15 protein-coding genes are annotated in these 15,218 nt (G+C 40.9%); 7 read left to right on the forward strand and 8 right to left on the reverse strand.

Features of this window, described 5'->3' with window-relative positions:
• Positions 1-79: 79 nt before the first annotated feature.
• Both AC4E8C_RS21000 and AC4E8C_RS21005 read right to left on the reverse strand, forming a co-directional pair.
• Positions 80-3,019 carry a sensor domain-containing protein gene (locus AC4E8C_RS21000; protein ID WP_490208571.1) on the reverse strand — a complete coding sequence of 980 codons (2,940 nt, stop codon included), beginning with the start codon at positions 3,017-3,019 and terminating at the stop codon, positions 80-82.
• A 52-nt stretch (positions 3,020-3,071) separates the two neighbouring features.
• Positions 3,072-3,197: a hypothetical protein gene (locus AC4E8C_RS21005; protein ID WP_490208572.1), complete on the reverse strand. Its 126-nt coding sequence runs from the start codon at positions 3,195-3,197 to the stop codon at positions 3,072-3,074.
• A gap of 260 nt (positions 3,198-3,457) precedes the next feature.
• Here AC4E8C_RS21005 and AC4E8C_RS21010 point away from each other — a divergent pair, with 260 nt between their 5' ends.
• Positions 3,458-4,447 carry a zinc-binding dehydrogenase gene (locus tag AC4E8C_RS21010; protein WP_490208573.1) on the forward strand — a complete coding sequence of 330 codons (990 nt, stop codon included), beginning with the start codon at positions 3,458-3,460 and terminating at the stop codon, positions 4,445-4,447.
• Positions 4,448-4,493: 46 nt separating this feature from the next.
• Here AC4E8C_RS21010 and AC4E8C_RS21015 read toward each other — a convergent pair whose 3' ends face one another.
• The 5 genes from AC4E8C_RS21015 to AC4E8C_RS21035 form a co-directional block, all read right to left on the reverse strand.
• Positions 4,494-5,543 (reverse strand): HupE/UreJ family protein, encoded by a 1,050-nt coding sequence (locus AC4E8C_RS21015; protein WP_490208574.1) that lies wholly within the window; start codon positions 5,541-5,543, stop codon positions 4,494-4,496.
• Positions 5,544-5,833: 290 nt separating this feature from the next.
• The gene (locus AC4E8C_RS21020; RefSeq protein WP_490208575.1) at positions 5,834-7,369 is read right to left on the reverse strand and encodes a CehA/McbA family metallohydrolase domain-containing protein; all 1,536 of its coding nucleotides are present in this window, start codon (positions 7,367-7,369) and stop codon (positions 5,834-5,836) included.
• 202 nt (positions 7,370-7,571) lie between these two features.
• Positions 7,572-8,504 carry a phosphate ABC transporter substrate-binding protein gene (locus AC4E8C_RS21025; RefSeq protein WP_490208576.1) on the reverse strand — a complete coding sequence of 311 codons (933 nt, stop codon included), beginning with the start codon at positions 8,502-8,504 and terminating at the stop codon, positions 7,572-7,574.
• A gap of 213 nt (positions 8,505-8,717) precedes the next feature.
• Positions 8,718-9,104 (reverse strand): FxsA family protein, encoded by a 387-nt coding sequence (locus AC4E8C_RS21030; protein ID WP_490208577.1) that lies wholly within the window; start codon positions 9,102-9,104, stop codon positions 8,718-8,720.
• A gap of 194 nt (positions 9,105-9,298) precedes the next feature.
• The gene (locus AC4E8C_RS21035) at positions 9,299-10,591 is read right to left on the reverse strand and encodes a WD40/YVTN/BNR-like repeat-containing protein (RefSeq protein WP_490208578.1); all 1,293 of its coding nucleotides are present in this window, start codon (positions 10,589-10,591) and stop codon (positions 9,299-9,301) included.
• A gap of 222 nt (positions 10,592-10,813) precedes the next feature.
• Here AC4E8C_RS21035 and AC4E8C_RS21040 point away from each other — a divergent pair, with 222 nt between their 5' ends.
• The 6 genes from AC4E8C_RS21040 to AC4E8C_RS21065 all read left to right on the forward strand — a co-directional run bounded on the left by AC4E8C_RS21040 (position 10,814) and on the right by AC4E8C_RS21065 (position 14,333).
• Positions 10,814-11,446 carry a chromate transporter gene (locus AC4E8C_RS21040; protein WP_490212622.1) on the forward strand — a complete coding sequence of 211 codons (633 nt, stop codon included), beginning with the start codon at positions 10,814-10,816 and terminating at the stop codon, positions 11,444-11,446.
• Between the two features lie 2 nt (positions 11,447-11,448).
• On the forward strand, positions 11,449-11,991 hold the full coding sequence (locus AC4E8C_RS21045; protein WP_490208579.1) for a chromate transporter: 543 nt from the start codon (positions 11,449-11,451) through the stop codon (positions 11,989-11,991).
• 70 nt (positions 11,992-12,061) lie between these two features.
• The gene (hlpB, locus tag AC4E8C_RS21050) at positions 12,062-12,346 is read left to right on the forward strand and encodes an HNH nuclease-like protein HlpB (RefSeq protein WP_490208580.1); all 285 of its coding nucleotides are present in this window, start codon (positions 12,062-12,064) and stop codon (positions 12,344-12,346) included.
• 205 nt (positions 12,347-12,551) lie between these two features.
• Positions 12,552-13,475 carry a polyisoprenyl-teichoic acid--peptidoglycan teichoic acid transferase TagU gene (gene tagU / locus AC4E8C_RS21055; protein ID WP_490208581.1) on the forward strand — a complete coding sequence of 308 codons (924 nt, stop codon included), beginning with the start codon at positions 12,552-12,554 and terminating at the stop codon, positions 13,473-13,475.
• 210 nt (positions 13,476-13,685) lie between these two features.
• The gene (locus AC4E8C_RS21060) at positions 13,686-14,066 is read left to right on the forward strand and encodes a hypothetical protein (protein WP_490208582.1); all 381 of its coding nucleotides are present in this window, start codon (positions 13,686-13,688) and stop codon (positions 14,064-14,066) included.
• Between the two features lie 114 nt (positions 14,067-14,180).
• Entirely contained in the window at positions 14,181-14,333 is a 153-nt protein-coding gene (locus tag AC4E8C_RS21065; protein WP_490208583.1) for a hypothetical protein, read from the forward strand.
• 89 nt (positions 14,334-14,422) lie between these two features.
• Here the strand turns inward: AC4E8C_RS21065 and AC4E8C_RS21070 are convergent, their stop codons facing one another.
• Positions 14,423-15,106 carry a FadR/GntR family transcriptional regulator gene (locus AC4E8C_RS21070; RefSeq protein ID WP_490208584.1) on the reverse strand — a complete coding sequence of 228 codons (684 nt, stop codon included), beginning with the start codon at positions 15,104-15,106 and terminating at the stop codon, positions 14,423-14,425.
• Between the last annotated feature and the right edge of the window lie 112 nt (positions 15,107-15,218).

Raw genomic sequence — 15,218 nt, forward strand, 5'->3', positions numbered from 1 at the left:
TCAGAACATCCTTTACTGTTTAGTAACATAGTTTAATTTATGCCAAATTTCATATTATGTTCTTACCACCCACATGTGCTCAGTGAGTTCGCTCGGGTACCCCGAGATTTTCTACTACTTTTTCAATCCTAGTAAATTCACGATTCCACTCGTCAGCAGGAAGTGGTTTGCTAAAGAAATAGCCTTGTCCGCCATTACATAAATGATGTTGTAGAAATACCAACTGTTCCCTTGATTCAATCCCTTCTGCAACCACATTCAAATGCAAATTGTGAGCCATGGAAATAATTGTTTTGACGATTGTCTCATCACTTGAGTTATTTTGCAGCTCCCGAACAAACGACTGATCAATCTTCAAGGTATCCACTGGAAATTGTTTTAAATAATTTAATGAGCTGAAACCTGTCCCAAAATCATCAATACTGATGAGAACACCTAATTTCTTTAATTCGTGCAATGTAGAAATCGTATGTTCAATATCAATCGTCATACTCTCTGTAATCTCTAGTTCTAAATAATGCGGGTCTAAACCCGTTTCATTCAAAACCTTCTCAACCGTTTGAACAATGCTTGGCTGTGTAAATTGACGTGCCGATAGATTCACGGAAATAATACTGTTTGAAAATCCATTCTCTTGCCAGTTTTTATTCTGTATACAAGCTTGTCTTAGTACCCATTCTCCAATTGGGATAATTAATCCCGATTCCTCTGTAATAGGAATAAACGTCGTTGGTGAGACTGTCCCCCAGATAGGATGGTTCCATCGAAGTAAGGCCTCTGCTCCGATAATTTTCCCCGTTTTTAGATTGACCTTAGGCTGATAATGAAGAGTAAATTCATTTCGTTCGATCGCTTTATGCAAATCCATTTCCATAATTAATGGATTCATATCTCCTACATAGGCGATACAGGAATAAAAGCGATACGTCTTTTTCCCAGCCTGTTTCGCCTGATACATAGCAAAGTCAGCATGTTTGATAAGCGTTTCAAATGTGTCTCCATCCTCCAAAGCTAAACTAATTCCAATGCTTGGTGACGTAAAAATTTCCGTTTTATTTAATGTAAAAGGCGCTGAAAGAAGATCAATAATATGGGTGGCAACTGTTTGGGCCCGCTCTCGATTGGCTTGACGTAACATGACGATAAATTCGTCCCCGCCCTGCCTAAAAATCATATCTTTTTCAGTGACAGAGGCTTTTAACCGTTCAGCTACTTCCTTTAATAGAAGATCACCCATGGAATGCCCTAATGTGTCATTTATAACTTTAAACCTGTCTAGGTCAATAAATAATATGGCTAAATCGTTGATGCCATTAGGCTCTATTTCATTACAAATAAGGTGATTTAACATGTTTCGATTAGGCAGCCCTGTGAGGTAATCATGATAGGCTAAATGCTGAATCAATTCCTGATTTCTTTTTTGTTCGGTGATATCTTTCCCAATACCATATACACCAACGGTTTGACCATCGACAATAATGGGAATGAGTGTGACATTCAAGTTAATGAGTTTTCCACTCTTACACTTGATGCGAACATTATTATTTTGTTGGCTTCCGCCTTCTTTACAGGTTAATTCATACTGCCTCACGGCTTCAGATAAATCATCTGGATGAATAAGGTCAATAAATGGCTTTTCAGTTAGTTCTGTAATATGATAGCCGGATAATAGCTCACAAGCCTTGTTGGCACTCGTAAACTTGCCTGTTAAATCAATCGAAAAAACGGCGTCTGAATGGTAATCAAATAGAGACTTATAGCGCTGCTCATTAATTTTCAATTGTTCTTGAAGGCTTTTCTTTTCTGTGATATCATTTCCAACCGCCATTAACGCTGGCTTGCCATCAAACATTATGACAGCCCCAACCGATTCTACAAATATGGTCCTGGCATCCAGCGTATTAAATTTGTATTCTCGAATAGGAACATCCTCATCATTTAGTACTCTGCTAAGGTTTGTTATTAATTCCTCTTTACTGTCAACATGAATCAAATCAAACAGATTTTCTCCAAGCAATTCTTGTTCATTAGAAGCACCAAATAAGCTTCTTGCTGCTTGATTGGAATAGATAATAAGATTTTCTCGAAAAACAAGAATCGCTTTAGGGGACATCTCTACTAAACTTCGATAGCGGTGTTCACTTTCGATTAATTCTTTTTCGGTTTGTTTGCGATGGGTTACATCTCTCGCCACTAATACAAGATCTTCGGCTCCATCATTATCACTTGTTACGGGCATACCCAGCATCTCTATAAAAAGGTACTCCCCATTTTTATGTTTAATGCGGCACTCAAATTTTTGTTCGGAATTGGTAGAAACGATGATTTTAAACGAATTTATAACGAGATTGAGATCTTCGTGGTGAATTAAATCCCCAGTTAGTAAGGAAAGTTCTTCTCCCTTATATCCAAATACTCTCTCCAAAGCCTTGGTATGAAATTTTACCTTACCATCTACAGATAACAATATGACCATATCTGACATATTTTCCGTCACTAAGCGCAACTTCTTCTCCCTATCTGCAAGTTCAGCAATGGCCTGGTTTCTAGCAGTTATATCCTTCACAATCACAAAAACGCCGGTAGTTTGCCCATTCTGAACAATCGGGATGTTGATGATTCTCACGTCAATGGCCCCTTTATTCTTATGAATAAAGATACTTTCCACCTTTGCTGGCTTTCCTTGTGAAGCTTGAAGAAATGGTTGGTAGGTGATTTCATAAAAATCAGGTTCGACCAAATCAATAAAACGTTTGCCTTGCCACTCTTCTGTCTGAAAACCCGTCATTTCTTCAAAGGCTCTATTTAGCGAGAGAATCTCACCATCTAAACTTAATTTGGCCACTATATCGGGATTTTGTTCAAAAAGAGAATCATAGTCTTGTTCGTTAGTTTCAATTTTTAAGGAATCACGTTTATAAAAACTTTTTACTAATATGCCCATTATAGTGAATAAGAGCAGCATCAAAAAAGTTAAAAAAAGGTCTTGATCATCATATATAAATAAACGGTCTGTCAAAAAGAAGTCCTCCTATGCTGCATATTCCGTAGTACTAGTAACATTTAATATTTTATAAAAAGGCATGTGGACAGCCATGTATTTCCACTATTGTCCAAACCCCTTTAGTTCCTGCAAATACAGTTCCAAGAGAAGGCACATCAATTCTAAATATAGCAATAAATGGTTTCATTCTCACTGTTAAAATTCTTCCAACTTACGGTAGTATGGCAGTCCAAATAATTACTAATTCATTCTCCTATTTAACCGAGGCAGCGTAAATCACCAGGACCTCTTATTTTTAATAAAAATAGAAAAATAATATAGGAAGCTATTCCTAATTTCACAGCAACACTCTAATGTGGCGGGGGCTAACTCTTTTAAAATAAACTTATATTCAGTATGATAAATATATTAGTTAATTTCGAGATGATCTTACGAAGAAAGGGAAGTGTTCAAATGAGGGCGCTATTTCACGCTAACAAAACAGGATTTGAAGGATTATCATATGGAGAAATAGAAAAACGCCAGCCTGGCGATGGAGAGGTAAGCATACGATTAAAGGCGGCAGGAATCAATCATCGTGATTTGTTTGTTCTCAATCGCCATACACCTGCAGAACCGCCGCTTATCATCGGCTCGGACGGTGCTGGGGTGATTGATGCAGTCGGGGCAGGCGTGGTTGGCCTCGATGTCGGGGATGAGGTCATGATTAATCCTAGTCTCGGTTGGAAAGATAAACATACTGTTCCGCCACAGGGGATTGAACTCGTTGGTCATCCCGGCCACGGGACGTTTGCAGAGCATGTGATCGTTCCTGCCGAGAATGCCATCCTGAAACCTGAATTTTTATCCTGGGAAGAAGCAGGAGTCCTTTCACTAGCGGCATTGACTGCTTATCGGGCCTTGTTTACTCAAGGTCAAATTCGCTCGGGAATGAAAGTTCTGATTCCGGGGATTGGAAGCGGAGTGGCTACGTTCTTATTACAATTCGCTAAAGCTGCGGGGGCAATCGTCTACGTTACTTCCCGATCGCAGGAGAAGTGTCAAAAAGCCCTTAAACTGGGTGCGGATCAAGCAATCGATAGTAATGAAGATTGGGAGAAAGCACTGGATGGTGAAAAAATGGATCTTGTCATTGAATGTGTGGGGGCTGCAACCTTTAATAAGTCCCTCAAACAGCTAAGAGCTGGCGGAACCATTGTCACATTTGGCGCTTCTGCAGGGGATGTGGTTGACTTCAATCTCCGCGACTTTTTCTATGGGCAATATCGTATGTTTGGATCCTCATTGGGCAGCGGGGAAGAATACAAAGAAATGATTGAATTCATCCAAGCACATCAAATTAAGCCTGTAATGGACAGAATGTATCCATTGGAGGATTTTGCACCTGCCTTCCGCCGTTTGGAAAAGGGAGAACAACTAGGGAAAATAGGTTTTACGCTATAAACCATAAAGGGCCAGTCTCCTGCAACGGGAGTCTGGCCCTTGTTTTTTAAAATGCTCTCTGAATAAACCAGATTAAACCAAAACTCAAAATGCCGATGGAGGTGCCTGGAATCAGCCAGTTCATCTTTCTCATTTTTGCGAACCATGTTAAGATCGGCAAAGCAATAGATACGATAATTAATTGGCCGAGTTCAATCCCAAGATTGAATGATAGTAACGAGGCTGTTAATGATTCCCGGTCTAAACGCATCTCTGCTAGAATGCCTGCAAAGCCAAAACCATGGATGAGTCCAAACCCAAATGCAAGCCACGGCTGGTGTTTGGGCTCTCGATTAAAAATGTTAATCAGGGCGACATAAACAATACTGAGCGCAATGGCAGATTCTACAAATTTGCTGGGCAGCGAGACAATTTCTAATGTAGCAAGCGCTAAGGTGATACTATGTGCGAGCGTAAATGCGGTTACTAATGAAATAATATGGCGGAAGGTTTTTACCCCGAATAGTAAACTAATCACGAATAAAATATGATCATAACCAGTAAAGATATGCTCTAATCCCAGCAAGACAAATTGTTTGATGTTTTGGAGTAAGCTAATCTCTCCAATTTCTACTTCCCTCGATTCATAGGTGAGGATTTTTTCTTGCTGCTTGCCATTCAATCTAATCGTGGCGAAATTGGCATGGCTTGGGTCAGAATCGTCAAGAAATAGATTATAGTCCACGACAAGTTTTTCCGGCTTACGCTCAAGTTTGTAGGTCATATTCATGACTGCAAACTGACGATCCTCTATCATTTCGACATCTGATTTTTTAATGGTTCCTTCCATTTGCACGCTATCAGCGTACAGCTTGATATGGGAGTTAATATAGTCTTGTACTTTCGTAGAGTCCACTAGTTCATCTTGTTTCATTTCTTGATTAAGCGCATGTCCTAATTCCTCAAGATCAACTTTCAATTCGTAGTCGAGGGTGGCATCCTTCACTTCTATAAGGGAATACCCCTCGCTGTTATTGGTATGCGCCGATGCCGCGGGAGAAAAAAGGCTGCTTACCGCGAGCAAACCGAGTAAACATGTCGTAACTAGTTTTTTCATAGAATTGATTCACATCCAATCTTTTCATTATGTAAAACAGTGCCTTCCTGCTGCTTTTTTCCTGATTGCGGGCACTATCATCCCTTTATGTGCCCACCTGTTGCTTTTTTTCCTGCTAGCGGGCACTATCATCCCTTCATTGTGCCCGCCCGCTGCTTTTTTTCCTGCTTACGGGCACTATCATCCCTTTATTGTGCCCGCCTGCTCCTTTTTTTCCAGCTAGCGGGCACTATCACCCTTTCATAATCGAAGGACGAGGAGTTTTTACGTTCCTCGTCCCTTCTTTTACTCTACTTATTCGTTTTCACAAAAATTGGGTTCGAATAGAACCAGAGATCAGTCCATGGATTCTCACCGCGAGGGTCTAATTGTGGCTCTAGCTGATCTGTATTAGTTCCGCGTAACCGAATGTAACTATCTTTATCCACATTTTTCAGCTTATAAGTGATCGTGATATAGTCACCATCTTTTTTCCAATCTTTTTCTGTGAAACGTTTGACTACTTTAGTGGTTGGATTAGAAGCAGATGAGCGATCTTCGACTTTACCAGTCACTTCGCCAACAATTAAGTCGACACGTTTTACAGTCGGATTATCTCCATTGGAATTCTTTGCATTCGGGTCCTTTAAACGAATCGTTACCGTCACATCACTTGCTTTTTTCCCAGGTAAAGTTAGTGTCTCCCCAATGGAAGCTGTGTTTCCTTTTGCAATGGCATTCCATGGGGTTTTTCCTTTAGCTTGGGCCTTCACATCCAGTTCAGAGATAAGGTCGCCTGTTGTCACGAACACATTCCCGTTCCGGAGCCCGTCCATAATATCGGTATAGTTCTTTTCTGCTTTGACGTATGTTTTTGAAAATTCACCCGGCCAGAAGTCACTTCCGCCATCGCGCCAGTTCACATGGGAATCTGATGTTGAGGTAATCCACCAGTGTCTTCCTTCCCCTAGCATGGAATCCCATAACCCGCCGACTTTAGCCGACATTTGGTCGAATCCGCCCATAGTTGGGGCTGCCAGATTTCCGTAACCACCGCGTGCGCCATTCGGATCAATTGATCCATCCTTATTTATAGCACCTGCCTGGTGTCCTGGGGCACCTTCAAAGCCTACCGAAACATTCGGTGCCGCATCGTTCCAATTACGGAATTCCTGTGGTGTATCCTGCCCCCATTTTGCATCTCCGCTTGCCGAGCGAGAAGGATGATTAGCGAAAAGAACAGGCGGTTCATCCAAATCTTTCATATAATTCAGAGCGGCAATCATGTTAGATTCCGTATCGCGGCTGCCATCATTCGGATAAGGATCACGCTTGTTAAACTGACTTTCAATGCCATGCAGGGTCTGTGATTCATTATCACTCTTAGGGATGATTAATGAACTGTGGTCAGCAGATGGTGTATCAAATTCCATTCCATAAAACTGAAGCAGGTCTGGTACCGCTTGGCGCGATTTAAGCAGTTCAGGGTAGGCTTGCTCCAAATTTACTTTGGAGTGGTTAGGTCCGCCGTGATCCGTTGATACCATCCAATCAAGCCCGTATTTCTTTGCATTTTCCGCGTTTTTTACAATTGGGTAAATCGCATCGCCACCTCGAATCGCCTCAGGTGGGTTTTTCGTGTTGTCCCAGCCAACACTCCATTCGCTATGTACATGATGATCACCGGCAAGCCACTTTGCACCATTCTTTTTTTCCGCAGAAATGGTACTGGCTTCCGCTTTTTGGTTTTGCCCTAAACTTTGAAACGTCTGGGCTGAAAGAGCTGTTGTTGCGAGGAGAGTGGTGGCGATTAACGGAATCGACTTCTTTTTAAAACGAGATTTCATTTACATCTACTCCCATCCTGTCATTTTCCTTACAATTAACATGTTAGCCTCTAATTATTGTGCCTGTGTGAATCTATTGATAGAATATTGTAAATTTTTCTAGTGCTTTCCAGCTAGGCAAATAAGCATAGGCCTTAAAAAGAAAAAAGGGGTCAGATCCTCACCACAGTTGTGGTGGAGATCTGACCCCTTTTGCTATTTTTTAAAGATCCTTTTGGTTTCCTTCTACATCACGTTCAACTTTCATTTTTGTTACAGGCAGGTAGCCTTGTTCTTTTAAAAGAGTGGTTTGGATCTCATCTGACATCATGTAATCTAGGAACGCTTTTGCTAATTCATTAGGTTCACCTTTTGTATAGGAATGTTGGTACGCCCACACTGGGAATTCACCAGATTGTACATTTTCTTCTGTTGGTTCCACACCATCGATAGCAAGTGGTGTTACAGCATCGTCAGTGAAATATGAGAATGCAAGGTACCCAACAGCACCGTCAGTTTCGTTAATAATCTTTTTCACTGTGTTTGATGAATCTTCGGTAATTCCTTCAGCAGGTGTTGCACCATCAAGAGCAAATTTATTGAAGATTGCACGAGTACCTGAAGAGTCAGGGCGATTGACAAGAACGATTTTTTGATCTGCTCCGCCAAGTTCCTTCCAGTTAGTGATTTTTCCAGTGAATACTTTGATTAAGTCTTCTTTTTTAATATCTTTAATGCCAACTTTAGGGTTAACCGCTGCAGTCATACCTACAACCGCTACTTTATGGTCAACAAGTTCGCTAGCTTTATCAGGGATTTTTTCTTCAGCAAATACGTCAGAGTTACCAATTTGAACTGAACCCTCTGAAACTTGTGATAAGCCTGTACCTGATCCACCGGCTTGTACTTGAACATCAACATTTGGATTTTCGGCCATGAACTCTTCAGCAGCAGCGGCAACTAATGGCTGCATAGCAGATGATCCGGAAACAGATAATGACCCTGAAAGTTCTTTCTTCTCTTCCGTTTTTGGTGTAGTAGAGGTTTTTTCTGATTCTGCTGATTTATCTTTAGTTGTTCCGCCTCCACATGCAGCTGTAAATACCATTAACACTGCAAATAATGTAAGTAGGCTTAATTTTTTCAAATTTTTCATTGCTTCATTTCCCCCTATGACGAATGATTGTTTCTTACATGTATAAGAATAATTCCGAATTGTTAAACCAGTATGAATGCATTGTAAAGTTGTGTAAATTCTAGGTGAAGTGTGTGTGTAGTTGTCTTTCAACAGGGGGGATTATGTAAAAATAAACATAAAAAAGGCTTACCGCCGCTATTTAGCAGTAAGCCTCATTTCATTAATCATTAATCATTTAATAATTTTGATATTGCCCCGATTAATCCTTTTTCTAAAGTAGCGAGTGATGAATACTTTACATACCTTCCTAGTTGGCGGAAAAAGCATGAAAAAGCCAGTAATGTCGGATAGAAATCCTGGTGTTAACAACAGCGTTCCACCCACTAAAATACAGATCCCATCTAAAAGGGCGTCTCCTGGAATTTGTCCATAGCTAAGCTGCTCCTGGACTTTGCGAATCGTTGCCAGACCTTCTTTTTTTGCTAAGTAGGCGCCAATGACTCCTGTTAAGATCATCAGGGCAATGGTTGGCCAAACTCCGATTGTGTTACCAGATAGAAGCAATACCCCTATTTCCGCTGCAGGGATGAGAATGATAAGTAAAAATAAATAACGCATGCGTGTCTCCTTCCAAAGCGGTTATTTTCATCGCTTATTTTTGATTCGCTGATAAATCTCCAGATTCGCTGATAAAATCAAATATTCGCTGATAAATCCTTTAAATTCGCTGATAAACTTGAAAAATCCGCTGATAGGTTCCTTTTATTACTATATATTGTCCTTGAAGGATGCAATTTTGAACCTGTAACTAATTAATTTTCCATTTTCTGATCAGGATCTACTAAAGTAGCAAAGGTCCATGTTGCCCCCTCGTCCAACGAAATGTACCTCGCAAGGACCTTTCCGCCTTGGTAATCACCGCTTGGTCCTTGATTAACAAGCAGTGTTCCTTGTGATCCATCAAACGTGGGCACTTCTGCCTCGACGAAAATCCCCTTATATTCAAGTGGTATGGGCACCTCGACTTCCGCCCAGCTCTTTCCACCATCTGTTGTTCGATACAAAGACGGCCGCGGCGGCTGATTCATTACATTTAGCGATCCAAATGAAACAAATCCAAGCGTTTCATTAATAAAACCGCCCGCTGTAATCAATCTTTGCTCATCTACTTGTCCAGCCTTGACCCAGCTTTTCCCGCCATCTTTACTTTTAAAAATAACATTGGCTTCCCAGCTCATTGTTTTATCTCCAGTTAATATCAAATATCCATCCTGTTCAGAAGTAAAACCTAGCAGCCGCATCCGAATCCCTGGAAGAGTATTTGGAACAGGTGCACGACTCCAATGGTTTCCTTTGTCGGTGGAAAGAAGAATTCGTACAGAATCACCATCACCCAGAACAAAGGCTGTCCGTTCCGGGGTAATCACATAACTGCCTTCAATCAATTCCTGTTTGGAACCATTGTAGGCGCCTTCGAATAACTCCTCAATCGGAGCTGGAACCTTCTGCCAATGCTTCCCGCTATCATACGTTACCTTCAGTTCCCCATTGACAATCTGATAGCGATTATTCGGATCTTGTACCTTAATTCCCGCTTCTTTTTGATAAACATTTTTTAATGAATCCAATCCCGTAAAAGTCTCCGGCGTTTTCTCAATCCGTTCGAGCGTATAGGCATCTTCACCCGTCCTCTTTATTCTTAACGTCCATTCAATTCCTTTGACCCGTCCATCTTCCTGCACCTTTCCCCAGTTTCGATGGGCCGACCATTTCCCTTTTTCAAGCCTTGCCTCGAACGTGACACCAACAGCAAATTGATGGTCATCACCAGCTAGAAGTTGAAATTGGTTATACGTCACATTTGTAATTCGCTTCCATGAACTAGTGGTTGTTTCTTGATAGGGCCGTAAGTATTGGACTAATAGGGCTTCAGCAATACCCTCTTGTTTCTGTTCGCCCGCTTTCGCAGAAATGGTCAGCGGTAATGAACTGTTTAAGTCTTCTTTATAAAATTGGCCATAATACACAACGATACCCACGATGACGATAAATAACAAGATGATACTGCCAATGATGAGCTTTTGTTTACTAATTTGAGCTGGCATTTGATATCTCCATTTATATGATAAGAATTTAGTTATTATCTTTATTTTAACACGTTCTGAAAAAATGAACCTATTTCGCTTTATGTAGACTTGGTAAATAGTTATTACCAATCCAATTCTACTAATTTACCAAGTCACTATTCTTTGATAACCTAATAGATAGAATGAATCATACAAACAAGGATACGATTGTCTTGCCCATATGAAATATTAATAGAAAGAGTGAGGACATTGAAAGAACAATGGAAGTTATTAGTTCAAATCTTCTGGACCTTTTTCAAAATAAGCCCTGTCACGTTTGGCGGCGGCTATGCAATGATTCCGTTAATTGAAAAAGAAATCATAGAAAAGCGCAAATGGTTAACCAGTGACGACGTAACAGATGTGTTTGCGTTATCGCAAACTATACCAGGCGCAGTAGCTGTTAATTCAGCTGCCTTTATTGGTCATAGAATAGGCGGATTTAAAGGGGCACTGGCCGCCATGATCGGCGTGTCCTTCCCCACTTTCTTTATTGTGCTCTGCATGGGAATCTTCTATTTTTTTATACATGATAATCCGAAATTAGAAGCCGCCTTTGTTTCGATAAGGGCTACTATTGTAGCCATTATTGTGTATGCTGCCATCAAGACAGCCAAAACGGCGATTGTCGACAAAACCACATGCTGCATTATGCTAATTGGGGTACCGGTACTGTTCTTTATTCATCCGATTATTGCCATTTTTCTTGGAGCTGTAACAGGAATAACCGCCATTATAATTAAAAAGAAACTCGGCTATCCGGTTGAATTGGAACAGGACAAGGAAAAAGATCCAACCCAAGATCTCGATTATTTTATGGGAGCTGGAATATAATCATGGTACTGTGGGAACTTTTTAAATCATTTTTCATCATGGGGTTTGCCTCGTTTGGCGGAGGTTACGCAATGATTCCTCTCATTGAAAAAGCCGTTACCGATTACGGATGGATGACGACGGAAAAATTAACAGATATGATTGCAATTGCAGGGATGGCACCTGGTCCAATCGCTGCCAATTGTGCCATTCTAGTGGGATATGGAACCTCGGGCTACATGGGAGCATTCATCGCAGCATTAGGTATGTTACTTCCCTCGCTCCTATTAGTCGTCATAGTGGCAGCCTTTTTCATAAAGGTGCATCATAATCCTACTGTCCACTCCATGTTTTATGGATTAAAACCAATCGTGGCAAGTTTAATTATTTATGCTGCCATAAAGTTTGCAATCACCAATAACCTATTTTCACGGCATTTCAATTTTCATACAGTAAGTTTACTGCTTATCTTTGGATTATCGTTATTTGCCCTATTAAAACTCCGCTGGCATCCACTCTACGTCATTTTATTGTCTGGATTAATAGGGGTCGCACTCTACTCCTGACTTGATAAAGCCGGAATGAAACACCTTCGTCCGGTTAATAATAGGAGAAATAAAGCTGGAGGAAAAAGGGATGGACACATGTGAACTTTGCGGACGACAAATGGTCGAGACGACTCTCCACCATCTCCTTCCAAAAGAGATGGGTGGAACATTTGGTCAAACAGCAAAATTATGTATCCCCTGTCATAAGCAAATACACGCCCTTTATACGAATGAGGAAATTGCTGCCCGATTAACAACCCTCCCTGAACTAAGGAACGATGAGAAACTACTCCGTTTTATCAAATGGATACGAAAACAGCCCCCATCCAAAATCATGAAAATCAAAAAATCCAATGAGCGGAAAAGAAAATGAGGTTGACCTTTCAAACTATCCGCTGATTGTTAGTAAAAATAACGCTCTTCTTTAGAGCTTTTTTTCATTTATCCAACCTTTTTGGACTCCACATATCATTTGATTCCCCTATTTAATTTCCATATTTTTTACATATTAATCAATCTAGTTATCTGTTATTATTAAGAACATGATTGAAAAATGTAAGTTTTTAGGAGGTTTTCAAATGAAATCTCAACAAGGGAAAAAGAAAAAGTGGATAAAAGTGACCGCAGTGATTCTCCTCTTGATGTTTATTGGAGCAGGAGCTTACGGTTATTCAATATATAAATCGTTTAACAATGCCGTTGAAACTATGCATCAGCCGGTCGAACGCAAACAATCGGATAAGCGTGAGGTACCTGTTGCAATTAAGGAAAAAGAACCTTTTTCCGTCTTAATGCTGGGTGTGGACGAACGAGAAGGGGACAAGGGCCGTTCGGATACAATGATTGTTTTAACAGTTAATCCTAACAATAATTCCGTGAAAATGCTGAGCATTCCACGAGACACACGAACGGAGATCGTCGGAAAAGGAAAACAGGATAAAATTAACCATGCCTATGCCTTTGGCGGTATTCCGATGGCGATGGATACGGTAGAGAACTTTCTCGATATTCCGATTGATTATTATATCGAGGTGAATATGGAAGGATTTACTGATATGGTCGATGCTGTTGGCGGCGTAAGAGTTGTGAATGACATGGATTTTAGCCAAGATGGCTTCCATTTTGCCAAAGGCGAACTTACTCTGAACGGTGCGGAGGCTTTAAGCTACACAAGAATGAGAAAAGAAGACCCTAATGGGGACTTTGGCCGTCAAACTAGACAGCGCCAAATTATTGAAGCGGTTGTCAAAGAAGGAGCAAGCATCTCAAGTTTAGCGAAGTTTTCCGATATTTTCGCCGTCCTTGAAAAAGATGTAAAAACCAACCTTACCTTCGAGCAAATCAATGAGATTCAAAAAGGGTATAAAGACGCTGGCACTTCCATCCAGCAAATGGAGCTAAAAGAGCAAGGAAAAATGATTAATCACATTTATTATGGGCTCGTTTCACCAGAAGAAAAGCAACGTGTCCAAACCGAATTAAAAGCCCAGCTGGAATTATAAGCAATAGCTGCGGTCCTGCTAGTCACCGGAAGTACTTTTTAGGTTAGACCCTTCTCGATTTCTGAGAAGGGGCTTTTTTATATAAATACCTAAAAAGAGCGCCCATTCATTGGACAGATGTCATGCATACATTACAGATAGGTAGAATTCTTTCTTGCAAAAATATACCGAAGAACGACCTCGAGAATTTTAAAAAGGAGATGAATTTGCATGTTTGGAGGACATCACGGCGGCGGACATGGAGGGCATCATGGCGGCGGAGGATATCATGGCGGCGGACATGGAGGGCATCATGGCGGCGGAGGATATCATGGCGGCGGACATGGAGGGCATCATGGCGGCGGACATTTTGATGGGCATCATCATGGAGGCTATCATCATGGAGGCTACCATCACGGCGGATACGGTTATGGAGGTTACGGAGGTTATGGTACATCACCATTTATCGGTGGAGTATTAGGCGGCTTAACAGCTGGCGCCCTGACCACTGCAGCAGGAGGGTATCCATACCCAGTAGGCTATCCAGCTGCCTATCCTGTACCAGCACCATACCCTGCCACATACCCATACGGAGGCTATCCGTATTATTAAAATGAGAAGGATCATTCAAGGATCATCTGGTCTATTATTAGACCGATGAGCCTTTATACATATATTTCCGAGGATAAGGCACACTATGGAAAATGATATTAGAGGTGTATCAAGATGAAAAATGATGAGCTAAATAAAACAAATAGAGTGGAAGCAAAGAAATCGAGTAAGCAGCCCTACCAGGAATCAAAAAGGAAGAGTCCAATGGATTGGGGCGTCTTAGACCTGGCGGAAAGTGTTCAGGCAAGAAAATCTCCAGAGGAGTAATTCTCGCTAAGCTCCAACTTAAAATAATCAATTTTTAGTAACAAACAAAAAGAAGTGCATTTCCAAATAGGAAATGCACTTCTTTTACATCAATTGACCATTTTCTGTCGGACATAATCCAAGTGTAAATACATTTGATGAAATGCTTCAAACGGATCCCTGTTGACCAATGCCTCATAAATGGCCGTATGATGTTGAAGAGTCCGTTCTCGTTCCCGCACTTTCACTTCACTGTTAATTTTGACAAGCGTAACGATTAACGAATCAATCATCCCTTCAACAATTGGATTATTTGCACTTAAGGCAATGGTGCGGTGAAATTCAATATCCGCTTCACCGTAGTTATCGTCTTCGCTATTAGCAATAAAATCAATCGTTTCTTTTAACTTTGCCAGCTCTTCCTCACTAATTTTTTCAGCAGCAATCGTAATTAAGCCCAATTCTAATGCCATTCGCGCCTCTACCATTGCTTGCAGATTATCGTGAGCCAGAGCTAACATCACTGAGAAGGGGTGACTGCTGATTTTATTGTTAAAGAAGGTCCCTTCACGTGTCTTACGTGTGATAACCCCTAGGGATTCAAGTGAACTAAGCGCCTCCCGTAATACAGGCCGGCTTACTTCAAGTATATTCATTAATTCCATTTCAGTAGGAAGCTTATCTCCTGCTTTTAACTGTCCACTTAGCAAGAGCTGGACAATACTTTCAATCACCTGCTTGGATAAGGTAACACGATTTAATGTTTCTATTTTTACTTTTGGAGAATCAGTCATTTTCGGTCTCCTCGGATTTAATACTATTATTTTACCATAGTATGACTTTCTTCATAATACCCTTTGATATAAAAAGACACTGCCCAAAAACTCGGCAGTGCCTATTAATGAA

This window comes from Neobacillus sp. SRL179 (genome assembly GCF_984799095.1).